The sequence below is a fragment of the Actinoplanes sp. CA-142083 genome, from assembly GCF_050942195.1.
Lineage (GTDB): Bacteria > Actinomycetota > Actinomycetes > Mycobacteriales > Micromonosporaceae > Actinoplanes.
In genome coordinates, this window is sequence record NZ_CP192076.1 from 2,158,633 (window position 1) to 2,178,105 (window position 19,473).

Below are 19,473 nucleotides of genomic sequence, written 5' to 3' on the forward strand. Positions count from 1 at the left end.
AACGCGCCCGTTCACCTCCCCGGCCGATGTGGGATCGGGCAAGATCGGCCATCGGCTCACCATTTCGGCCCGACGAACTCGTCGAGCCGGTCAACCGCCTCGCGCCGCGCCACCGACAACATGTTGGGCCGGCACATCCGCCAGCTGATTTCCAATACGTCGAGCGAGCGCCGGCACAGGAGCATGATATCCGTGGATTCGTTGACGAACGTGTAACGCGGATAGGTGTATGACTTGCCGTTGCGCACGACACGATTGGCGAACCGGCTGCCGTCGGAGTGAAAGAGACCGCGCAGAAATCTTCCCGGCTCGGCGGCCACCACTTCCTGCTGCCAATCCGCCAATACGATCTTTCGGAGATGTTTCGCACCCGGGCCGTGCTGCGGGAAAAGGCACGGCCAATGGTTCCAATGTGCGCGAACGCTGATGCAGCCGACGCGCTCCTGATAACCGGCCGTGCGGGCGCCGCAGGTCTCGATCGCGTGCGACACCTCGTGGATCAGTCCCGGGTACCGCATGTCGCAGGTGACCGTCAGCAATGGAACGCGTTGAGTGGTGAGCAGATGGCCGTCGCCGAGGTACTGGCCGAGGAGGTAGGCATACGCCCGCGGGTCGTCGACGGTGCGAGGTGGCCGGTCGCAGCGCGGGCATCTGTTGTCGATCTTTACGTGCGCGGCGCGCCGGTTGTAGAGCCAGCGGGCCACCGTGTTCCGCGACAATCCGAGCCGGCGGTGGATCTCGGTGAATGGCACACCCTCGGCATGCATTCTGAGGGCTGCGAGACGCAAGTGACGCGGATGCACGCGAAAATCATCTCGCGTGCGTATGACAATTTTTGTGCCCCCGGTGGGATTCGAACCCACACTGTATGGTGTTTGAGACCATCTTCTCTGCCGGTTGGAATACAGGGGCCAGCAAGCCCATCGCGCGCGGGTTGGCCACGCCAGGATGAGCTTCCGACAGCCTACCCACTACGCTTAGGGCGGCGGTACCCACATACCGGGGTGTCGCGACTTCGGGAGTGTTGGGGGTAGGGGTTCCGTGGCCGACACGCAGGCTGGGGCCGATCGCAAGCGGGTGCTGATCGCGGAGGACGAGGCCCTCATCCGGCTGGACCTGGCGGAGATGCTGGTCGAGGAGGGCTACGACGTGGTCGGGGAGGCCGGTGACGGCGAGACCGCCGTGCGCCTGGCCGAGGATCTTCGCCCGGACCTGGTCATCCTCGACATCAAGATGCCGATCATGGATGGGCTGGCGGCCGCGGAGCGGATCGCGGGCGGCCGGATCGCGCCGGTCGTCATTCTGACCGCGTTCAGCCAGCGCGATCTCGTGGAGCGGGCGCGGGCCGCCGGCGCGATGGCGTACCTGGTGAAGCCGTTCCAGAAGTCCGACCTGGTGCCGGCGATCGAGATCGCGCTGTCGCGGTACTCGGAGATCGCGGTTCTGGAGTCCGAGGTGGCGGGCCTGACGGAGCGTCTGGAGACGCGTAAGTCGGTGGAGCGGGCCAAGGGCGAGCTGATGACGAAGTACCAGATGACCGAGCCGCAGGCGTTCAAGTGGATTCAGCGGACGGCGATGGACCACCGGATGACGATGCGTGAGGTGGCGGACCGGATTCTGGCGGAGAGTCAGGAAGCCGGGGGCGCGCCGCAGGCTACCAGTTGATCTTGACGTAACGCGGTTGATGTAACACCTCCTCCTGCCTGCGAATGAGCAGACGTAACGGTTCGGTGAAAGCCCGATCGAAGTCTTTTGGCAGGCCCGGAACCTGGGATAGCGTCCCGCCCCATGACGGGCGCGGTGACGTCGTGTGTGCACGCAAGTGCCAATCGGCGCGCGGTGGCTCGGTGGGTTCGGTATGGAGGAGGGTTCCAACCTTGAGGCAGGTTCTCGCACGAGCCATCGGCGGGGTGGCCATCATCGGGCTCATCGCCGGTGCCGCTGCCTGTAATAAGGATTCGGGCGGCAGTGACACGGCGGGCGGCTCGAACTGCGGCTACAAGCTCGCATTCTTCGGCGCTCTCACCGGCTCGGCCGCCAACCTCGGTGTGAACATCGAGCAGGGCTTCGAGCTGGCTGTCGAGCAGTACAACAAGCAGAAGGGCTCCGACTGCATCACGGTCGCGAAGTTCGACTCGCAGGGTGCTGCCGAGGTCGCTCCGGGTGTCGCCCGGAGCCTGGTGGCGGACAAGAAGATCCTGGGCGTCGTGGGCCCGCCGTTCTCCGGCGAGTCCGAGGCCGCCAACCCGATCTTCGATTCGGCCGGTATCCCGATCATCACGCCGTCGGCGACCCGTACGTCGCTGTCGGCCAGCGGCTGGAAGGTCTTCCACCGCGCGGTGGCGAACGACGACGCGCAGGGCCCGGCGGCCGCCACGTACATCAAGGACGTGATGAAGGCGCAGAAGGTCTTCGTCGCGGACGACCAGTCGGCGTACGGCGCCGGCCTGGCCGACGTGGTGAAGTCGAAGCTCGGCGCGCTGGTCGTCCAGACGGACAAGACCGAGGGCGACGGCAAGCAGACCGACTTCTCGGCGCTGGTGCAGAAGGTGCAGTCGAGCGGCGCGACCGCGCTGTTCTACGGCGGCTACTACACGAACGCGGGCATCATCCGCAAGCAGCTGACCGCGGCGGGCTGGAAGGGCACGCTGCTCGGCGGCGACGGCATGAAGGACCCGGGCCTGTCGAAGGCGTCCGGCACGGCGGCCGCGATCGGCACCGTCGTGACCTGCCCCTGTTCGCCTCCGGAGGCGGCGGGCGGCACCTTCGTCAACGACTACAAGGCGAAGTGGAACGTGGCGGCCGGTACGTACTCGGACGTGGCGTTCGACGCGGCGAACATCTTCCTGCAGGGCATCGACGCGGGTAACACGACCACGGAGAAGCTGAACACGTACCTGTCGACGGTGAACTACAAGGGCATCGCGAACACGTACAAGTTCACCGACAAGGGCGAGCTCGACCCGTCACTGATCAAGGTGTGGGCGTTCAAGTTCGACCAGAGCGGCGACGCGGTGAAGGACCAGGAGATCAAGACCTCCTGATCGCGTTTTAACTCTTCGTAGGGCCGGTGTGGCCGGATGATCTCCGGCCGCACCGACCTCGTCGTTTTGGAGCCCCTCTGTGAACTTCTCCGGTCTGATCGACAATTTCGGGCCGCTCACCGTGGCAGGTTTGGCGCAGGGCGCGATCATCGCGCTGTTCGCGCTGGGGTACACCCTGGTCTACGGTGTGCTGCGCTTGATCAACTTTGCACACTCCGAGGTTTTCGTGGTCGGCACGTACGCCTGCCTGATCCTCTGGGGTTGGTTCGGTCTCGACCAGAACTCGGCCGCGCCGGATTTCGGCGCGATGCTGGGTTACATGGCCTTGGGCCTGGTCGCGGCCATCGTGGTCTCGGGCGTCGTGGCGCTGGGTGTGGAGCTGGTGGCCTACCGGCCGCTGCGCCGCCGCAACGCTCCGCCGCTCGCCTTCCTGATCACCGCGATCGGCGCGTCGCTGGCGATCTCGGAGTTCATCGGTGTGGCGACGCACCGTAATCAGAGGGGTGTTCCACCGATCATCGAGGCCAGGACGGTGATCACGATCGGGAACACGCACATCACGAACCTGCAGATCCTGATCATTGCGCTGGCGCTCGTGATGATGTACATCCTGGATCGTTTCATCAACGGCTCACGTTTGGGCCGGGGCATCCGCGCGGTGGCGCAGAACCCGGACAGCGCGGCCCTGATGGGCGTGAACAAGTCGCGGGTGATCTCGCTGGTCTTCCTGCTGGGCGGCCTGATGGCGGGCGTCGCGGCGGTGATGTACGACCTGAAGATCGGCGTCACGAAGTACGACGCGGGCTTCCTGCTGGGCATCGACGCGTTCACGGCGGCGGTGCTGGGCGGCATCGGCAACCTGCGGGGCGCCCTGCTGGGCGGCCTGCTGCTGGGTGTGCTGCAGAGCTGGGCGGCGGGCATCTTCGGCTCGAACTGGCTGCACGCCGCGGCGTTCGTACTCCTGGTCCTGATCCTGATGTTCCGCCCGTCCGGTCTGCTGGGCGAGTCTCTCGGAAGGGCACGCGCATGAGTGACACAGCGGTGGCTACCGAGAAGCCCAAGCAGAGCTTCCGGGGCAACGGCGGGGTGCGGGGCTGGTTCGGCCGGCAACCCGGTTGGGTACGCGCGGTCGTCGCGCTGGCGGCCGCGGTGCTGGCGTTCCTGCTGCCCTACGTCGGGGACATTCCCGTGATCGGCCCGCAGATCATCACGGCGGGCATCGACTGGCCGTCGGCGCTGTTCAACATGTCCTACTACGTGCTGCTGGCGCTGGGCCTGAACGTGGTGGTCGGCTACGCGGGCCTGCTCGACCTCGGTTACGTCGGCTTCTTCGCGGTCGGCGCGTACGGGACGGCCCTGCTGACCTCCAAGGACAGCGTGCTGTACTCGCACACCGGCTGGGCCTGGCTGGCCGCGGTGCCGGTGGCGCTGGCGGCGACGATGCTGGCGGGCCTGATCCTGGGCTGGCCGACGCTGCGATTGCGCGGCGACTATCTGGCGATCGTCACGCTGGGCTTCGCCGAGATCATCCGCATCGTCGCGACGAACACGCAGACGTTCCGCGGCGACCGGGGCTTCACCAGCCTGCCGCACCCGCCGGGCACCTGGAACGGCGAGCCGATCTTCGGGGTGACCGACGCGATCCCGTACTTCTGGCTGGGTCTCGTCGTGATCATCGCGGTGATCTTCGGGGTGCGTAACCTCGACCGTTCGCGCGTCGGCCGGTCGTGGCTGGCGATCCGCGAGGACGAGGAAGCCGCCGAGATCATGGGCGTGCGGACCACCAAGTTCAAGCTGTGGGCGTTCTCGATCGGCGCGTTCATCGGCGGCCTCGGCGGCGTGCTGTTCGCCGGCGAGCAGGGCTTCATCAACTCGTCGACGTTCATCCTGCAGTTCTCGATCCTGGTGCTGGCCGGCGTGGTCATGGGTGGTTCCGGCAACATGGCCGGCGCGATCCTGGGCGGCGCGCTGATCTCCTACATCCCGGACCGGCTGCGCGGCATCTCGGTGGGCGGCACCGACCTGTACGAGTACCGGTTCGCCATGTTCGGCGTGGTGATCATCATCATCATGATCCTGCGGCCGCAGGGCCTGATTCCGAGCCGGCGCCGGGCGATGGAGCTCAAGGACCGGGAGAAGGAGGTGGCTCCCCAGTGAGCGAGCCGCATATGGAGACTCCCGAGGAGCTCGACCGCGAGAGCACGCGTCCGGTCGACGAGCCGGCGCCCACCGGTGGCACCGGGGACGCTTACGAAGGCGTACGGGATCCCGATGCCCTTCTTGAAGTCGACCACGTGACCTTGCGCTTCGGCGGTGTGGTCGCGCTCAACGACGTCAGCTTCTCGCTGCGCAAGGGTGAGATCTTCGGCCTGATCGGCCCGAACGGCGCCGGCAAGACCACCTGCTTCAACGCGATGACCGGGGTCTACCGGCCCACGAGCGGAGGGATCCGCTTCCAGGGCGAGTCGATCGTCGGCAAGAAGAAGCACGAGATCACCCGGGGCGGCATCGCGCGGACGTTCCAGAACGTCCGGCTGTTCCCGGAGATGACGGCGCTGGAGAACGTCATGGTGGGCGCGGACGCGCACCACAAGACGAGCGTGATCAGCGCGCTGTTCCGGCTGCCGCGGCACTGGCAGGAGGAGCGTTCGGGGCGCCAGCGGTCGCTGGAGCTGCTCGAGTTCGTGGGCATCCGGCGGCGGGCCGGGGACGTGAGCCGCAACCTCTCGTACGGCGAGCAGCGCCGGCTGGAGATCGCGCGGGCCCTCGCCACGAACCCGACGCTGCTGTGCCTCGACGAGCCGGCGGCCGGCTTCAACCCGGCCGAGAAGGCCGAGCTGCTCGACCTGATCCGCCGGATCCGCGACACGGGGGTTACGGTGCTGCTGATCGAGCACGACATGCGCCTGGTCATGGGCGTCACCGACCGGATCGTGGTGCTGGAGTTCGGCAAGAAGATCGCCGAGGGGACGCCCGCCGAGGTGCGGGACAATCCGGCGGTCATCGCCGCGTACCTGGGGGTGCCCACCGATGCTGCTTGAGCTGGACAACGTCTCGCTGTCGTACGGCCGGATCCAGGCCCTGCACGGGATCAGCCTGAACGTCGGCGAGGGTGAGATCGTCGCGCTGATCGGCGCCAACGGCGCCGGCAAGTCGACGACCATGCGGGCCATCTCGGGCCTGCGCCCGCTCTCGCAGGGCACGATCCGCTTCGACGGTCAGGACATCACCAAGCTGCGCGCCGACCTGCGGGTGATCCGCGGCGTCTCGCAGTCGCCGGAGGGCCGGGGCATCTTCCCCGGCATGACCGTGCGGGAAAACCTGGAGATGGGCGCGTACACCAGGCGCAACCGGGCGGAGATCGACGAGGATCTCGACCGGGTGTTCGGCCTGTTCCCGCGGATGAAGGAGCGGGAGAAGCAGTCCGGCGGCACCCTGTCGGGCGGCGAGCAGCAGATGCTGGCGGTGGGCCGGGCGCTGATGAGCCGGCCGAAGCTGATCCTGCTCGACGAGCCGTCGATGGGCCTGGCGCCGATGCTGATCCAGCAGATCTTCGACATCATCGTGGAGATCAACCAGCAGGGTACGACGGTGTTGCTCGTGGAGCAGAACGCCCAGCAGGCCCTGTCCCGCGCACATCGGGCGTACGTTCTGGAGACCGGACGGATCGTGAAGGACGGCACGGGCACCGAGCTGCTGCACGATCCGGCGGTCAAGGACGCCTATCTCGGCGTCGCCTAAAACCGAATTTGGCACCGTTTTTTCTAGGGAGACCTTAATGTTCCGCACCTCCCCTGGCCGTCGAGCGATCCTCGGGCTGGCCGTCGCGGTGGCGCTGACGACCTCGATGGCCGCCTGTGGTTCGGAGTCCGGTGACGACTCGGGCGCCGCTCCGGCGTCGAGCGCCTCGGCCGACACCAGCCTGGCCGACAAGGTCCCGGCCGACATCAAGTCGGCCGGCAAGCTGATCATCGGGACGGACTCGACCTACGCGCCCAGCGAGTTCCTGGACGCCGACGGCAAGACCGTCATCGGCTTCGACGTGGACCTGTTCAACGCGGTGGGCCAGAAGCTGGGTCTGACCACGGAGTGGCAGTCGGCGTCGTTCGACAGCATCATCCCGGGCGTCGGCACCAAGAAGTACAACGTGGGCGTCTCGTCGTTCACGATCAACGCCGACCGTCTCAAGGAGGCCACCATGGTCTCCTACTTCCAGGCGGGCACCCAGTGGGCGGCCAAGACCGGCGCGACCATCAACGCCGACGACGCCTGCGGCAAGAAGATCGCGGTGCAGACCGCGACCGTCCAGGTCGACGACATCACCGCCCGGTCGAAGAAGTGCACCGACGCCGGCAAGGCGAAGATCACGATCGACCAGTACCAGGCGCAGTCGGACGCCACGAACGCCGTGGTGACCGGCAAGGACGACGCGATGCTGGCCGACTCGCCGGTGTGCGCGTACGCGGTCAAGCAGACCAACGGGCAGCTGGCCCTGGTCGGCGAGATCTACGACTCGGCGCCCTACGGCTACGTCCTGCCCAAGGACCAGGCCGACACGATGGGCGCCGCGATCCAGGGCGCGCTGAAGGCCCTGATCACCGACGGCACCTACAAGACGATCCTGGCGAAGTGGGGCGTCGACGCGGGCGGCATCACCGACCCCGCGGTGAACCCGACCGTCTGATCCGTCGATGACCGACCAGACGACAACCGACCGGGCACGGCCTGAACCGATCAAGGCCGTGCCCGTCCGGCACCCCGGGCGGTGGGTGATGATCGCCGTCATCGGCGTGCTCACCGCGATGTTCGTGCACCTGCTGGTCACCAACGACCAGTTCCGCTGGAAGTTCATCTTCGTCTCGTACGAGCCCGGCAAGCGCGGCGTCATGTTCACCGAGCCGGTGCTCGAGGGACTGCGCGGCACGCTGCTGCTGACCGTCACGTCGATGGTGATCGGCGTCGTGCTCGGCGTGATCGTCGCGATCATGCGGCTGTCGGACAACCGCATCCTCAGCGCGGTCGCGTTCGTCTACACGTGGTTCTTCCGGGCGGTGCCGCGGCTCGTGCTCTGCGTGCTGTTCGGCAACCTGAACATCCTGTGGGAGCGCGTCGGCTTCGGCCTGCCGTTCGATCAGCAGATCGGCAAGCTGTTCGGCATCGACGACCTGAACGCGCAGTTCTACAGCATCAAGGCCAGCGACCTGCTGGCCGGCTTCGTGGCCGGCATGCTCGCGCTGGGGCTGTCCGAGGCCGCGTACATGGCCGAGATCGTCCGGGCCGGCATCCAGTCGATCGACCCCGGTCAGGCCGAGGCGGCGACCGCGCTGGGCCTGTCCCGCGGGCAGGTGCTGCGCCGGGTCGTGCTGCCGCAGGCCATGCGGGTGATCGTGCCGCCGACCGGCAACGAGGTCATCGCGATGGTCAAGGACACCTCGCTGGTCGCCTTCGTGCCGGTCACCTTCGAGCTGTTCTTCCAGCTCAACGCGATCAAGGCGCGCACCTTCGTGGTGCTGCCGGTCCTGGTCGCGGCGGTGATCTGGTACCTGATCATCTGTACCGTCCTGATGATCGCCCAGTTCTTCGTGGAGCGGCACTTCGGAAGGGGATACGGTTCGACCAGCCGGGCCCGTCAGCGGCTCCGGAACATCGGGGCGGAACAGGGCGGCCGGGTGGCGCCGGAGGGAGGAGCTCCATGACTTCCGAAATGGTCAGAGCCGACAACGTCCACAAATCGTTCGGCTCGCTCGAGGTGCTCAAAGGCATCGACCTGGTGGTCAAGTCGGGCGAGGTGTGCTGCGTGCTGGGCCCGTCCGGCTCCGGCAAGTCGACGTTCCTGCGCTGCGTCAACCACCTCGAGAAGATCAACGCCGGCAAGATCTTCGTGGACGGCGACCTGGTCGGCTACCACGAGCGTGGCGGCAAGCTGCACGAGATGAAGAACAGCGATGTCGCCCGGCAGCGCCAGTCGATCGGCATGGTGTTCCAGCGCTTCAATCTCTTTCCGCACATGACCGTCCTCCAGAACGTGATGGAGGCTCCGTGCCGGGTGAAAAGAGAGGACAAGGCCGCCGTACGCGATCGCGCGGCCGGCCTGCTCGATCGGGTCGGGCTCGGCAGCAAGACCGACAGCTACCCCGGCCAGCTGTCCGGCGGCCAGCAGCAGCGCGTCGCGATCGCCCGGGCCCTGGCGATGCGGCCCAAGCTGATGCTGTTCGACGAGCCGACCAGCGCGCTCGACCCCGAGCTCGTCGGCGAGGTCCTGGACGTCATGAAGGACCTGGCCCGCGACGGCATGACCATGGTCGTGGTCACCCACGAGATCGGCTTCGCCCGCGAGGTCGGCGACAACGTCGTGTTCATGGACGGCGGGGTCGTGGTCGAGCAGGGTGCGCCCTCGGAGATCATCGCGAACCCGCGCCACGAGCGAACCAAGGCATTCCTGAGCAAAGTGCTGTAAAGGCGACCGGGGCGGTCACGGTTTATGTCGTACGCCGGGTCTAGAGTTCCCGACGTGAGCGAAGACGCCCTGACCCCCCGTTTGCTGTTGCTCGACGGTCACTCGCTGGCCTACCGCGCTTATTTCGCGCTGCCCGTGGAGAACTTCAGCACCGCGACCGGCCAGGCGACCAACGCGGTGTTCGGCTTCACCTCGATGCTGATCAACATGTTGCGCGACGAGAAGCCGACGCACATCGTGGTCGCGTTCGACGTCTCCCGCGTCTCCTTCCGCACGGAGATCTACCCGGAGTACAAGGCCGGCCGCTCCGAGACGCCCAAGCCGTTCCTGGGTCAGGTCAGCCTGATCAAGGAGGTCCTCGAGGCCCTGCGCATCCCGGTGGTGGAAAAGCCGGGCTTCGAGGCCGACGACGTGATCGCCACCCTCTCCCGGCAGGGCCGCGAGGCCGGGATGGAGGTGATCATCTCGACCGGCGACCGTGACGCGTTCCAGCTGTCCGACGAGCACACCACGATCCTCTACCCGGTGCGCGGCGTCTCCGAGGTGTGGCGCATGACCCCCGAGGCGATCGAGGCGAAATACTTCGTGCCCCCCTCGCGGTACCGGGAGAAGGCCGCCCTCGTCGGCGAGGCCAGCGACAACCTGCCGGGCGTGCCCGGCGTCGGCGACAAGACCGCCGCCAAGTGGATCAATGAGTACGGCGGCCTCGACGGCATCATCGCCAACGTCGACAAGATCAAGGGCAAGGCCGGCGACAGCCTGCGCGCCAACCTCGCCGGGGTGATGCGCAACTACGAGGTCAACGCGCTCAAGCGCGAGCTCGAGCTGCCGCTGACTCCGGCCGATGTGAAATGGCACGGGTGGGACCGCGAGGCCGTGCACCAGGTCTTCGACGCGCTCGAGTTCCGTGTCCTGCGCGAGAGGCTGTATTCGTACCTCGACGCCGTCGAGCCCGAGGCCGAGTCCGGCTTCGACCTGTCGGGCGTGGTGCTGGGCGCCGGATCCGTCGCGGGGTGGCTCGGCAAGCACGCTCTGGGATCGCCGGTCGGTGTGGCGGTCACCGGGCGGTTCGGCCGGGGCGCCGGCGACCTCACCGGGCTGGCGGTCGCCACCGGTGACGGGCCGGCCGCGTGGTTCGACCCGGCCGCGCTCGACGAGGCCGACGAGCAGGCCGTGGCGCTCTGGCTGGCGGACCCCGACCGGCCGAAGGTCGTGCACGACGCCAAACCCGCCTCGCTGGCCATGCTGGCCCACGGCTGGCGCCTGGAGGGCGTGCGGGTCGACACCGCCCTGGCGGCGTACCTGGCGAAACCCGACCAGCGCGCCTACGACCTGGTCGACCTGGCCCTGCGCTACCTCAAGCGCGAGCTGCGCGTCGAGGAGCCCGACAACGGGCAGCTCACCCTCGACGGGCTCGGCGACCAGGGCGCCGCGGAAGAAAACCTGATGCTGCGCGCCCGCGCCACGCTCGACCTGGCCGACGTGCTCACCGAGGAGCTGTCCCGCGACGACGGCGCCTCCCAGACCCTGCTCACCGAGGTCGAGCAGCCGCTGTCGCGGGTGCTGGCCGAGATGGAGCACCTGGGCATCGCCGCCGACACCCACTACCTCTCCGAGCTCGAGGCGCACTTCGCCGCCGAGGTCAAGGCCGCCCAGCAGGCCGCGCACGAGGTCGTCGGGCGCGAGTTCAACCTCGGCTCGCCCAAGCAGCTGCAGGAGATCCTGTTCAACGAGCGGGGCCTGCCCAAGACCAAGCGCATCAAGAGCGGGTACACGACCGACGCCGACGCCCTGCAGAGCCTGTTCGCGCAGACCGGCGACCCGCTGCTGGCCCACCTGCTGCGCCACCGCGACGTCGCCAAGCTCAAGTCCACGGTCGACGGTCTGCTCAAGTCGGTCTCCGACGACGGGCGCATCCACACCACGTTCAACCAGACCGTGGCCGCCACCGGCCGGCTGTCCTCGACCGACCCCAACCTGCAGAACATCCCGATCCGCACCGAGGAGGGCCGCCGCATCCGCCGCGCCTTCGTCGTGGGCGAGGGCTTCGACCAGCTGATGACCGCCGACTACAGCCAGATCGAGATGCGCATCATGGCGCACCTGTCCGGCGACGAGGCGCTGGTCGCGGCGTTCAACTCGTCGTTCGACTTCCACGCGGCGACCGCGTCGTCGGTCTTCCACGTCCCGGTCGAAGAGGTGATCCCCGACCAGCGCCGCAAGATCAAGGCGATGAACTACGGGCTTGCCTACGGCCTGTCCGCGTTCGGCCTGTCCAACCAGCTGAACATCCCGACCGACGAGGCCAAGGGGCTGATGGAGGAGTACTTCGGACGCTTCGGCGGCGTCCGCGAGTACCTCCAGGCCGTGGTCCGCCGGGCCGTGCAGGACGGCTACACGGCCACGATCCTGGGCCGCCGGCGCTACCTGCCCGACCTGTCCAGCGACAACCGCCAGCGCCGCGAGATGGCCGAGCGGATGGCGCTCAACGCGCCCATTCAGGGCTCGGCCGCCGACATCATCAAGGTCGCCATGCTCCGCGTCGACGCCGCCCTCAAGGCGTCCGGCCTGCGCTCGCGCATGCTGCTGCAGGTCCACGACGAGCTCGTCTTCGACGTGGCCCCCGGCGAGCGCGACGCGCTGGAGGAGCTGGTCCGCCGTGAGATGGGCGGCGCCCACCCGCTGTCCGTGCCGCTCGAGGTCTCGGTCGGCTCCGGCCGCGACTGGAACGGCGCCGACCACTGACGGCCAGCCCGTCCTGCGCTGTGAGGCAGATGGCGGGATGCTGTGAGAAGGCTGCGCCTGGGCCAGGTGCGGTGACGACCTACAGGTTGTAGATGTAGATTCTGCGCTGCTGGACCGGAGAGCGGAGGTGTCGTGAGCAAATCGACCGGGGGCGCCGCCGCCACGGCGGTCGACGGTGCGCCGATCGCGCGTGGTCCGATGGACCCCGCGCAGGCGACGAGATTCGCCCCCATGTTCAAGGCGCTCGGCGACCCGGTGCGGCTGCGGCTGCTCTCGATGATCGCCTCGGCGGGCCCCGGTGAGGTCTGCGTCTGCGACCTGACCGGCGCCTTCCACCTGACCGGGCCGACGATCTCGCATCACCTGCGGGTGCTGCGCGAGGCCGGCCTGGTCGACAGTGACCGGCGCGGCACGTGGGTCTACTACCGGCTGATCCCGGCCGGGCTGACCGTGCTGGCCGCCCTGCTCGACGCCGGGACCTTCATCACCGGCGCCTGACCCGACGAGCCGCCCGCTGCTGGCGGGCGGCCGTCATCGATCACCAGCTCGTCGGCCGTGGCCGAGCCCGTCGGCCGTGGCCGAGCCCGTCAGCCGTGGCCGAGCGACTCCGGCTTGTGCACCGCGTCGCGGCCGGTCTTGTCGCTCGTGACGCGATACTGCGGCTCCTCCGGGGACGCCGCCACCTCCCGGCCGGCCGCCTCGGTCCGCTCGGTGATCTTCTGCTGGACCGTGCCGTGCACCTCGGTGCCGTGGCTTCGCCAGGTCACCTTGTCGCCCTTCCGAAAGCTCTCGTTGCCCATGCTCGCGTCCTACCCCGGGGCGGCCAGGGGAAACGGGTCAGTGGCGGGGCGCGTTGGCGGGCGGGGGCGCCGGAAGATCCGCCACGAAGATGGCGGTGCCGGGGAACAGGCGGCCCCGCAGCGGGCTCCACTGGCCCCAGATCTGCTCGTGGCCGGCCGGCCATTCGGGCTCGATCAGGTCGCGGAGCACGAAACCGGCGGCGACCAGCTCGCGGACCCGGTCGCCCAGGGTGCGGTGCTGTTCCACGTACGTCGGCTTGCCCTGCTCGTCGACCTCGACGTAGGGGCGCCGGTCGAAATACGAGTTCCGCGCGATCAGGCCGCTCTCGTCGGGCTCGTCCCAGAAGACCCAGCGCATCGGATGAGTGATCGAGAACACCCAGGTGCCGCCGGGGCGCAGGACGCGGGCCACCTCGAGCATCGCGGCGCCGGAGTCGGACACGAAAGGTATCGCGCCGAAGGCGGTGCAGACGACATCGAATACGCTCTCCGCGAACGGGAGCGCCAGCGCGTCGGCTTGAACGAGCGGCACGCGTACGCCGGAGCGCTTCTCGCCCGAACGCGCCTGGCGCAACATGCCCGCCGAGAGGTCCATGGCCACCACCTCCGCGCCCTGGCCCTCCAGCCAGCGCGCGCCGGAGGCCGCGCCCGCGCCCAGCTCCAGCACCCGCTTGCCGCGCACGTCACCCAGCAGGCGGGCGTCCGCCTCGCGCAGCCCCTCGGGGCACCACACGAAGTCGACGTCACCCAGGAAGGTGCCGTGTTCTGCCTGGTAGTCGTCGGCGTCAAGATCCCACCAGGAGCGGCTCGCGCGGCGGCTCTCGTCGTCGGTCACCGGCCGGCGGACCACCGACGTCTCGGTCTCCGGGACGCTCGTCCCGGGACTCGGAATATCGATCACGGAGCCAACGTTACGTCAGGGCGCGCCACCGTCCCGATTTCGGCACATTACGGGCATGCTGCGGGGTTTCGGCCGAACATTGTGCCGCCGTCGTCAGGAGGGCTTGCAACCTGTGGTAATGCGCACGGTAAGCTAGTCGATGCGCTCGCGGATCGTGTGCCTCGGCAGGGAGCAGGTTCCGTGGTCGTCGGTCGCAGCATGATCGACTGCAAGGATCTGATCTTTCCCGGTCCGGTCTTTCTCGTTCGGTTGTGTCGTGCCCGCCGGCAGTTCCGTGGGGCGCGAGAGACACCACAAAACCATCCGTTCGGAGCAACTGTCCACATGACGAGCAGCATCGAGGCCACCTCGAGCGCCAACCGGGTCACCGTCGACGATCTCGGCTCTGAGGAAGCTTTCCTCGCCGCCATCGACGAGACCATCAAGTACTTCAACGACGGCGACATTGTCGAAGGCACCGTCGTCAAGGTCGATCGGGACGAGGTCCTGCTCGACATCGGCTACAAGACCGAGGGCGTGATCCCCTCGCGAGAGTTGTCGATCAAGCATGACGTGGACCCCGCGGAAGTGGTGTCGGTCGGTGACCACATCGAGGCTCTTGTTCTCACCAAGGAGGACAAGGAAGGCCGCCTGATCCTGTCCAAGAAGCGCGCCCAGTACGAGCGCGCCTGGGGCACGATCGAGAAGATCAAGGAAGACGACGGCGTCGTCCGTGGCTCGGTCATCGAGGTCGTCAAGGGTGGTCTTATCCTCGACATCGGTCTCCGCGGCTTCCTGCCGGCCTCCCTGGTCGAGATGCGCCGCGTCCGTGACCTGCAGCCGTACGTGGGCCGTGAGCTCGAGGCCAAGATCATCGAGCTGGACAAGAACCGCAACAACGTGGTGCTGTCCCGCCGTGCCTGGCTGGAGCAGACGCAGTCCGAGGTTCGCACCGAGTTCCTCAACAAGCTGCAGAAGGGCCAGGTCCGCAAGGGCGTCGTGTCCTCGATCGTCAACTTCGGCGCGTTCGTCGACCTCGGCGGCGTCGACGGTCTGGTGCACGTCTCCGAGCTCTCCTGGAAGCACATCGACCACCCCTCCGAGGTTGTCGAGGTCGGCCAGGAGGTCGAGGTCGAGGTTCTCGACGTCGACCTGGACCGCGAGCGCGTCTCCCTGTCGCTGAAGGCGACCCAGGAAGACCCGTGGCGCCAGTTCGCCCGGACCCACGCGATCAACCAGATCGTGCCGGGCAAGGTCACCAAGCTGGTTCCGTTCGGCGCGTTCGTCCGCGTCGACGACGGCATCGAGGGCCTGGTGCACATCTCCGAGCTGGCCGAGCGGCACGTCGAGCTGCCCGAGCAGGTCGTCCAGGTGGGCTCCGACGTCCTGGTCAAGGTCATCGACATCGACCTCGAGCGTCGCCGGATCTCGCTGTCGCTCAAGCAGGCCAACGAGAACTTCGTCGAGGGCGAGGAGCACTTCGACCCGACGCTGTACGGCATGGCCGCCACGTACGACAACGAGGGCAACTACATCTACCCGGAGGGCTTCGACCCCGAGACGGGTGAGTGGCTCGAGGGCTTCGACAAGCAGCGCGAGACGTGGGAGAAGCAGTACGCCGACGCCCGCGAGCGCTGGGAGGCCCACACCAAGCAGGTGCAGGCGTCCCGCGAGGCCGACGCCGAGGCCGCGCTCAACCCGGCCCCGGCCGCCGCTGCGGGTGGCGCTGCCACCTCGTCGACGACCTCGTCGAGCTCGCCGGCCCCGGCGCGCACCGCCGAGGAGCCGTCCGGCACCCTGGCCACCGACGAGGCCCTCGCCGCTCTGCGCGAGAAGCTCGCCGGCGGCAAGAACTGAGGTAACACCCGGCTGTATGAAGGCCGTCCCGACTTCGGTCGGGGCGGCCTTTCGCCATGTATGGTCCGTGCCGCGATAATTGGTCCGTGCTGAGGGTCGGGTTGACGGGCGGGATCGGGGCGGGCAAGAGCGCGGCCGCGCAGCGCCTCGCCCATCGCGGTGCGGTGATCATCGACGCGGACAAGCTGGCCCGCGAGGTCGTGGCGGCCGGCACGCCCGGTCTCGCCGAGATCGTCGAGACGTTCGGCGCGGGCGTGCTCATGCCCGACGGCGAGCTCGACCGGCCGGCGCTGGGTGCGAAGGTCTTCGGCGACGAGACGGCCCGCCGCCGGCTTGAAAAGATCATTCATCCACGCGTACGGGCGAGGACCGTCGAACTGACGCAGTCCGCGCCGCCCGACGCGATCGTGGTCAACGACGTGCCCCTGCTGGCCGAGACCGGCCTGCCGCCGACGTACCATCTGGTCCTGGTCGTGGAAACGCGGCGTGACCTGCGCCTGCAACGTCTCCAGGCAACCCGCGGCATGTCCGGGGAGGAGGCCCTCGCGCGCTTCAGCGCGCAGGCCGACGACGCGCGGCGCCGGGCCGTCTGCGACGTCGTGATCAAGAACAACGGCACGGTGGAGCAGCTGCACGAGCGGATCGATCTGCTGTACAGGGATCGGCTAGTCCCGTTCGAGGAGCACCTGCGGCTCGGCACGAGCGCGCCGGCCGGGCACGAGCTGCGCATCGCCGACCCCGACCCGAGCTGGCCCGGGCAGGCGGCACGGCTGATCGCCCGGATCCGGCACGCGATCGGCGCGCAGGCCGAGGTGGAGCACATCGGCTCGACCGCGGTCCCGGGCCTGCCGGCCAAGGACGTCATCGATCTGATGCTGGCCGTGCGCACGCTCGACGAGGCCGACGCGCTCGCTTCCCGGCTGGCGGAGGCGGGCTTTCCGCGGCGCGCGGGGGAGTGGGCCGACAACGCTCGCGGCATGCCCGGCGAGACCTGGCCGAAGAGGCTGCACGGCAACGCCGACCCGGGCCGGCCGGTCAACCTGCACGTCCGGGTGACCGGTTCGCCGGGGTGGCGATTTGCGTTGCTCATGCGGGATCACTTGCGGGCCGTGCCTTCGGCACGGGAGGAATACGCGTCGGCGAAGGCTCAGTGGGTGGTCGAGCATCCCCTTTTCGCGTACGCCGAGGCGAAGGAGCCCTGGTTCGACGCGGAGGCGCGGGCGGCCGATGACTGGGCGGAGGAGACCGGCTGGGCGCCTGCTCTTCCGGCGCGTTGAGGTCTCCGGGGCGCTGATCTTCCGGCGCGTTGAGAAAGAGAAGGGCGCTCGCGGCGGCCGGTCTGCGCTCAGCGCGACCACCGTGGGAGCGCCACCGGAAGAGCCGGGGCGCATCAACCACGGGCCGATCGGACGGACCGTGTGGTGATCCGTCAGCGATACCGGGCGGCCGCCGCGAGCGGCCTACCCGAACAGGCTAGGCGAGCGCCGCAACGGCGGACAACAGCGGGAATGTGCACCCTCAGCACGGGGTTCGCAGAAGTTGTCATACCCCCGACGTACGGTTGGACCCATGGCGCTCGACATCCCAGTTCGCGACGGCCGCTTCGAGGTCGTCAGCGAGTTTCAGCCCGCCGGCGACCAGCCGGCGGCCATCGACGAGCTGGAGCGGCGGGTCCGGCACGGCGACCGCAACACGGTGCTGCTCGGCGCCACCGGCACGGGCAAGAGCGCGACGACCGCGTGGCTGATCGAGCGGCTGCAGCGGCCCGCGCTGGTGATCGCCCCCAACAAGACGCTCTGTGCGCAGCTGGCCAAGGAGTTCCGCGAGCTCCTGCCCAACAACGCCGTCGAGTACTTCGTGAGTTACTACGACTACTACCAGCCCGAGGCGTACATCGCCCAGACCGACACCTACATCGAGAAGGACTCCTCGGTCAACGAGGAGGTCGAGCGCCTGCGTCACTCGGCGACCATGTCGCTGCTGACTCGGCGCGACGTGATCGTGGTGGCGACGGTGAGCGCGATCTACGGCCTTGGTACTCCGCAGGAATACGTCGATCGCGCCGTCCGGCTCAAGGTCGGCGAGGAGGTCGACCGCGACAAGCTGCTGCGCCGCCTGGTCGACATCCAGTACTCGCGCAACGACATGTCCTTCCAGCGGGGCACGTTCCGGGTGCGCGGCGACACGCTGGAGATCATCCCGGCGTACGAGGAGCTGGCTGTCCGCGTCGAGCTGTTCGGCGACGAGGTGGAGAAGCTGTATTACCTGCACCCGCTCACCGGCGAGGTGATCCGCGAGGTCAACGAGCTGATCATCTTCCCCGCCACGCACTATGTGGCCGGTCCCGAGCGCATGGAGCGGGCGATCCGCGACATCGAGGCCGAGCTCGAGGAGCGGCTGGCCGAGCTGGAGCGCCAGGGCAAGCTGCTCGAGGCGCAGCGGCTGCGCATGCGCACGACGTACGACATCGAGATGATGCGCCAGGTCGGCTTCTGCAACGGTATCGAGAACTACTCGATGCACATGGACGGCCGCACTTATGGGGAGCCGTCGTACACGTTGCTCGACTACTTCCCCGACGACTACGTGACGGTCATCGACGAGTCGCACGTGACGATCCCGCAGATCGGCGGCATGTACGAGGGTGACGCCTCCCGTAAGCGGATCCTCATCGAGCACGGCTTCCGGCTGCCCAGCGCCGCCGACAACCGGCCGCTGCGATTCGACGAGTTCCTCGAGCGCGTCGGGCAGATGGTGTTCCTCTCGGCCACCCCCGGGCCGTGGGAGATGCAGCAGGCGCAGGGCGAGTTCGTCGAGCAGGTGATCCGGCCGACCGGCCTGGTCGACCCCGAGGTGGTGGTCAAGCCGACCAAGGGCCAGATCGACGACCTGATGCACGAGATCCGGCTGCGCACCGAGCGCAACGAGCGGGTCCTGGTGACGACCTTGACCAAGAAGATGGCCGAGGACCTCACCGACTACCTTCTGGAAAACGGCATCCGGGTGCGCTACCTGCACTCCGAGGTCGACACGCTGCGCCGGGTCGAGCTGCTGAAAGAGCTGCGCAAGGGCGACTACGACGTGCTCGTCGGCATCAACCTGCTGCGCGAGGGCCTCGACCTGCCCGAGGTGTCGCTGGTCGCGATCCTCGACGCCGACAAGGAGGGCTTCCTGCGCAGCGGGCGGTCGCTGATCCAGACGATCGGCCGCGCCGCCCGTAACGTGTCCGGCGAGGTCCATATGTACGCCGACAAGGTCACCCCGTCGATGCGCGACGCCATCGACGAGACCGACCGGCGCCGGGCCAAGCAGATCGCGCACAACGAGGCCAACGGCATCACCCCGCAGGCCCTCCGCAAGAAGATCCACGACATCCTCGACGACATCTACCGCGAGGCGGAAGACACCGACGCCACGGTCAACAACGGCCCGATGGTCGGCGGGGGCGGCCGCCAGATGTCGCGCGGCAAGGCGCCGGTGCCCGAGACCAGGTCCAAGGGCCGGGCGTCGGCCGGCGCGGCCCGCGAGGGCATGGCACGGGCCGAGCTGGCCCAGCTCATCCAGGATCTGAACGACCAGATGCTGGCCGCCGCGCGCGAGCTGCAGTTCGAGCTGGCCGCCCGCATCCGCGACGAGATGGCCGAGCTGAAGAAGGAGCTGCGCGGCATGGATATGGCAGGCGTGAAGTAA

The 19,473-nt window shown here is 68.2% G+C and carries 17 protein-coding genes and 1 tRNA gene; 14 read left to right on the top strand and 4 right to left on the bottom strand.

Translation table 11 applies throughout. The features are described from left to right. Nucleotides 1-56 precede the first annotated feature (56 nt). Nucleotides 57-752: a transcriptional regulator gene (locus tag ACQPZX_RS10300; RefSeq protein WP_433377684.1), complete on the bottom strand. Its 696-nt coding sequence runs from the start codon at nucleotides 750-752 to the stop codon at nucleotides 57-59. 86 nt (nucleotides 753-838) lie between these two features. Continuing rightward, nucleotides 839-912 (bottom strand) — tRNA-Leu (locus ACQPZX_RS10305). Nucleotides 913-1,041: 129 nt separating this feature from the next. On the opposite strand from ACQPZX_RS10305, the gene ACQPZX_RS10310 reads away from it, so the two are divergent. The 11 genes from ACQPZX_RS10310 (at nucleotide 1,042) to ACQPZX_RS10360 (ending at nucleotide 12,744) form a co-directional block, all read left to right on the top strand. Continuing rightward, nucleotides 1,042-1,665, top strand: coding sequence for an ANTAR domain-containing response regulator (locus ACQPZX_RS10310; protein ID WP_433377687.1), 624 nt, complete (start codon nucleotides 1,042-1,044; stop codon nucleotides 1,663-1,665). A gap of 212 nt (nucleotides 1,666-1,877) precedes the next feature. Beyond that, nucleotides 1,878-3,044 carry a branched-chain amino acid ABC transporter substrate-binding protein gene (locus tag ACQPZX_RS10315; protein ID WP_433377689.1) on the top strand — a complete coding sequence of 389 codons (1,167 nt, stop codon included), beginning with the start codon at nucleotides 1,878-1,880 and terminating at the stop codon, nucleotides 3,042-3,044. A gap of 79 nt (nucleotides 3,045-3,123) precedes the next feature. Beyond that, the gene (locus ACQPZX_RS10320; protein ID WP_433377692.1) at nucleotides 3,124-4,074 is read left to right on the top strand and encodes a branched-chain amino acid ABC transporter permease; all 951 of its coding nucleotides are present in this window, start codon (nucleotides 3,124-3,126) and stop codon (nucleotides 4,072-4,074) included. Next, entirely contained in the window at nucleotides 4,071-5,201 is a 1,131-nt protein-coding gene (locus ACQPZX_RS10325) for a branched-chain amino acid ABC transporter permease (protein WP_433377695.1), read from the top strand. The genes ACQPZX_RS10320 and ACQPZX_RS10325 overlap by 4 nt, the downstream gene beginning before the upstream one ends. Then, complete coding sequence (locus tag ACQPZX_RS10330; protein WP_433377698.1) at nucleotides 5,198-6,085, top strand: ABC transporter ATP-binding protein; 888 nt, start codon at nucleotides 5,198-5,200, stop codon at nucleotides 6,083-6,085. Before ACQPZX_RS10325 ends, ACQPZX_RS10330 begins: the two co-directional genes overlap by 4 nt. Then, nucleotides 6,075-6,785, top strand: coding sequence for an ABC transporter ATP-binding protein (locus ACQPZX_RS10335; protein ID WP_433377701.1), 711 nt, complete (start codon nucleotides 6,075-6,077; stop codon nucleotides 6,783-6,785). Before ACQPZX_RS10330 ends, ACQPZX_RS10335 begins: the two co-directional genes overlap by 11 nt. A gap of 37 nt (nucleotides 6,786-6,822) precedes the next feature. Then, nucleotides 6,823-7,728: an ABC transporter substrate-binding protein gene (locus ACQPZX_RS10340; RefSeq protein ID WP_433377704.1), complete on the top strand. Its 906-nt coding sequence runs from the start codon at nucleotides 6,823-6,825 to the stop codon at nucleotides 7,726-7,728. A 7-nt stretch (nucleotides 7,729-7,735) separates the two neighbouring features. Next, the gene (locus ACQPZX_RS10345; protein WP_433377707.1) at nucleotides 7,736-8,740 is read left to right on the top strand and encodes an amino acid ABC transporter permease; all 1,005 of its coding nucleotides are present in this window, start codon (nucleotides 7,736-7,738) and stop codon (nucleotides 8,738-8,740) included. After that, on the top strand, nucleotides 8,737-9,501 hold the full coding sequence (locus ACQPZX_RS10350; protein WP_433377710.1) for an amino acid ABC transporter ATP-binding protein: 765 nt from the start codon (nucleotides 8,737-8,739) through the stop codon (nucleotides 9,499-9,501). Before ACQPZX_RS10345 ends, ACQPZX_RS10350 begins: the two co-directional genes overlap by 4 nt. A gap of 24 nt (nucleotides 9,502-9,525) precedes the next feature. After that, nucleotides 9,526-12,246: a DNA polymerase I gene (gene polA, locus ACQPZX_RS10355; protein ID WP_433377713.1), complete on the top strand. Its 2,721-nt coding sequence runs from the start codon at nucleotides 9,526-9,528 to the stop codon at nucleotides 12,244-12,246. A 198-nt stretch (nucleotides 12,247-12,444) separates the two neighbouring features. Next, nucleotides 12,445-12,744 carry an ArsR/SmtB family transcription factor gene (locus tag ACQPZX_RS10360; protein ID WP_433385164.1) on the top strand — a complete coding sequence of 100 codons (300 nt, stop codon included), beginning with the start codon at nucleotides 12,445-12,447 and terminating at the stop codon, nucleotides 12,742-12,744. Between the two features lie 89 nt (nucleotides 12,745-12,833). On the opposite strand, the gene ACQPZX_RS10365 is transcribed toward ACQPZX_RS10360, so the two are convergent. Both ACQPZX_RS10365 and ACQPZX_RS10370 read right to left on the bottom strand, forming a co-directional pair. Further along, nucleotides 12,834-13,046: a DUF2945 domain-containing protein gene (locus ACQPZX_RS10365; RefSeq protein WP_433377716.1), complete on the bottom strand. Its 213-nt coding sequence runs from the start codon at nucleotides 13,044-13,046 to the stop codon at nucleotides 12,834-12,836. A gap of 37 nt (nucleotides 13,047-13,083) precedes the next feature. Then, entirely contained in the window at nucleotides 13,084-13,947 is an 864-nt protein-coding gene (locus tag ACQPZX_RS10370) for a class I SAM-dependent methyltransferase (protein WP_433377719.1), read from the bottom strand. 198 nt (nucleotides 13,948-14,145) lie between these two features. Between ACQPZX_RS10370 and rpsA the strand changes: the two genes are divergently transcribed. From rpsA to uvrB, 3 genes are all read left to right on the top strand, one after another. After that, the gene (gene rpsA / locus ACQPZX_RS10375; RefSeq protein WP_433385167.1) at nucleotides 14,146-15,783 is read left to right on the top strand and encodes a 30S ribosomal protein S1; all 1,638 of its coding nucleotides are present in this window, start codon (nucleotides 14,146-14,148) and stop codon (nucleotides 15,781-15,783) included. Between the two features lie 86 nt (nucleotides 15,784-15,869). Further along, nucleotides 15,870-17,060 carry a dephospho-CoA kinase gene (coaE, locus tag ACQPZX_RS10380; protein ID WP_433377722.1) on the top strand — a complete coding sequence of 397 codons (1,191 nt, stop codon included), beginning with the start codon at nucleotides 15,870-15,872 and terminating at the stop codon, nucleotides 17,058-17,060. Between the two features lie 292 nt (nucleotides 17,061-17,352). Next, complete coding sequence (gene uvrB, locus ACQPZX_RS10385; protein ID WP_433377725.1) at nucleotides 17,353-19,473, top strand: excinuclease ABC subunit UvrB; 2,121 nt, start codon at nucleotides 17,353-17,355, stop codon at nucleotides 19,471-19,473.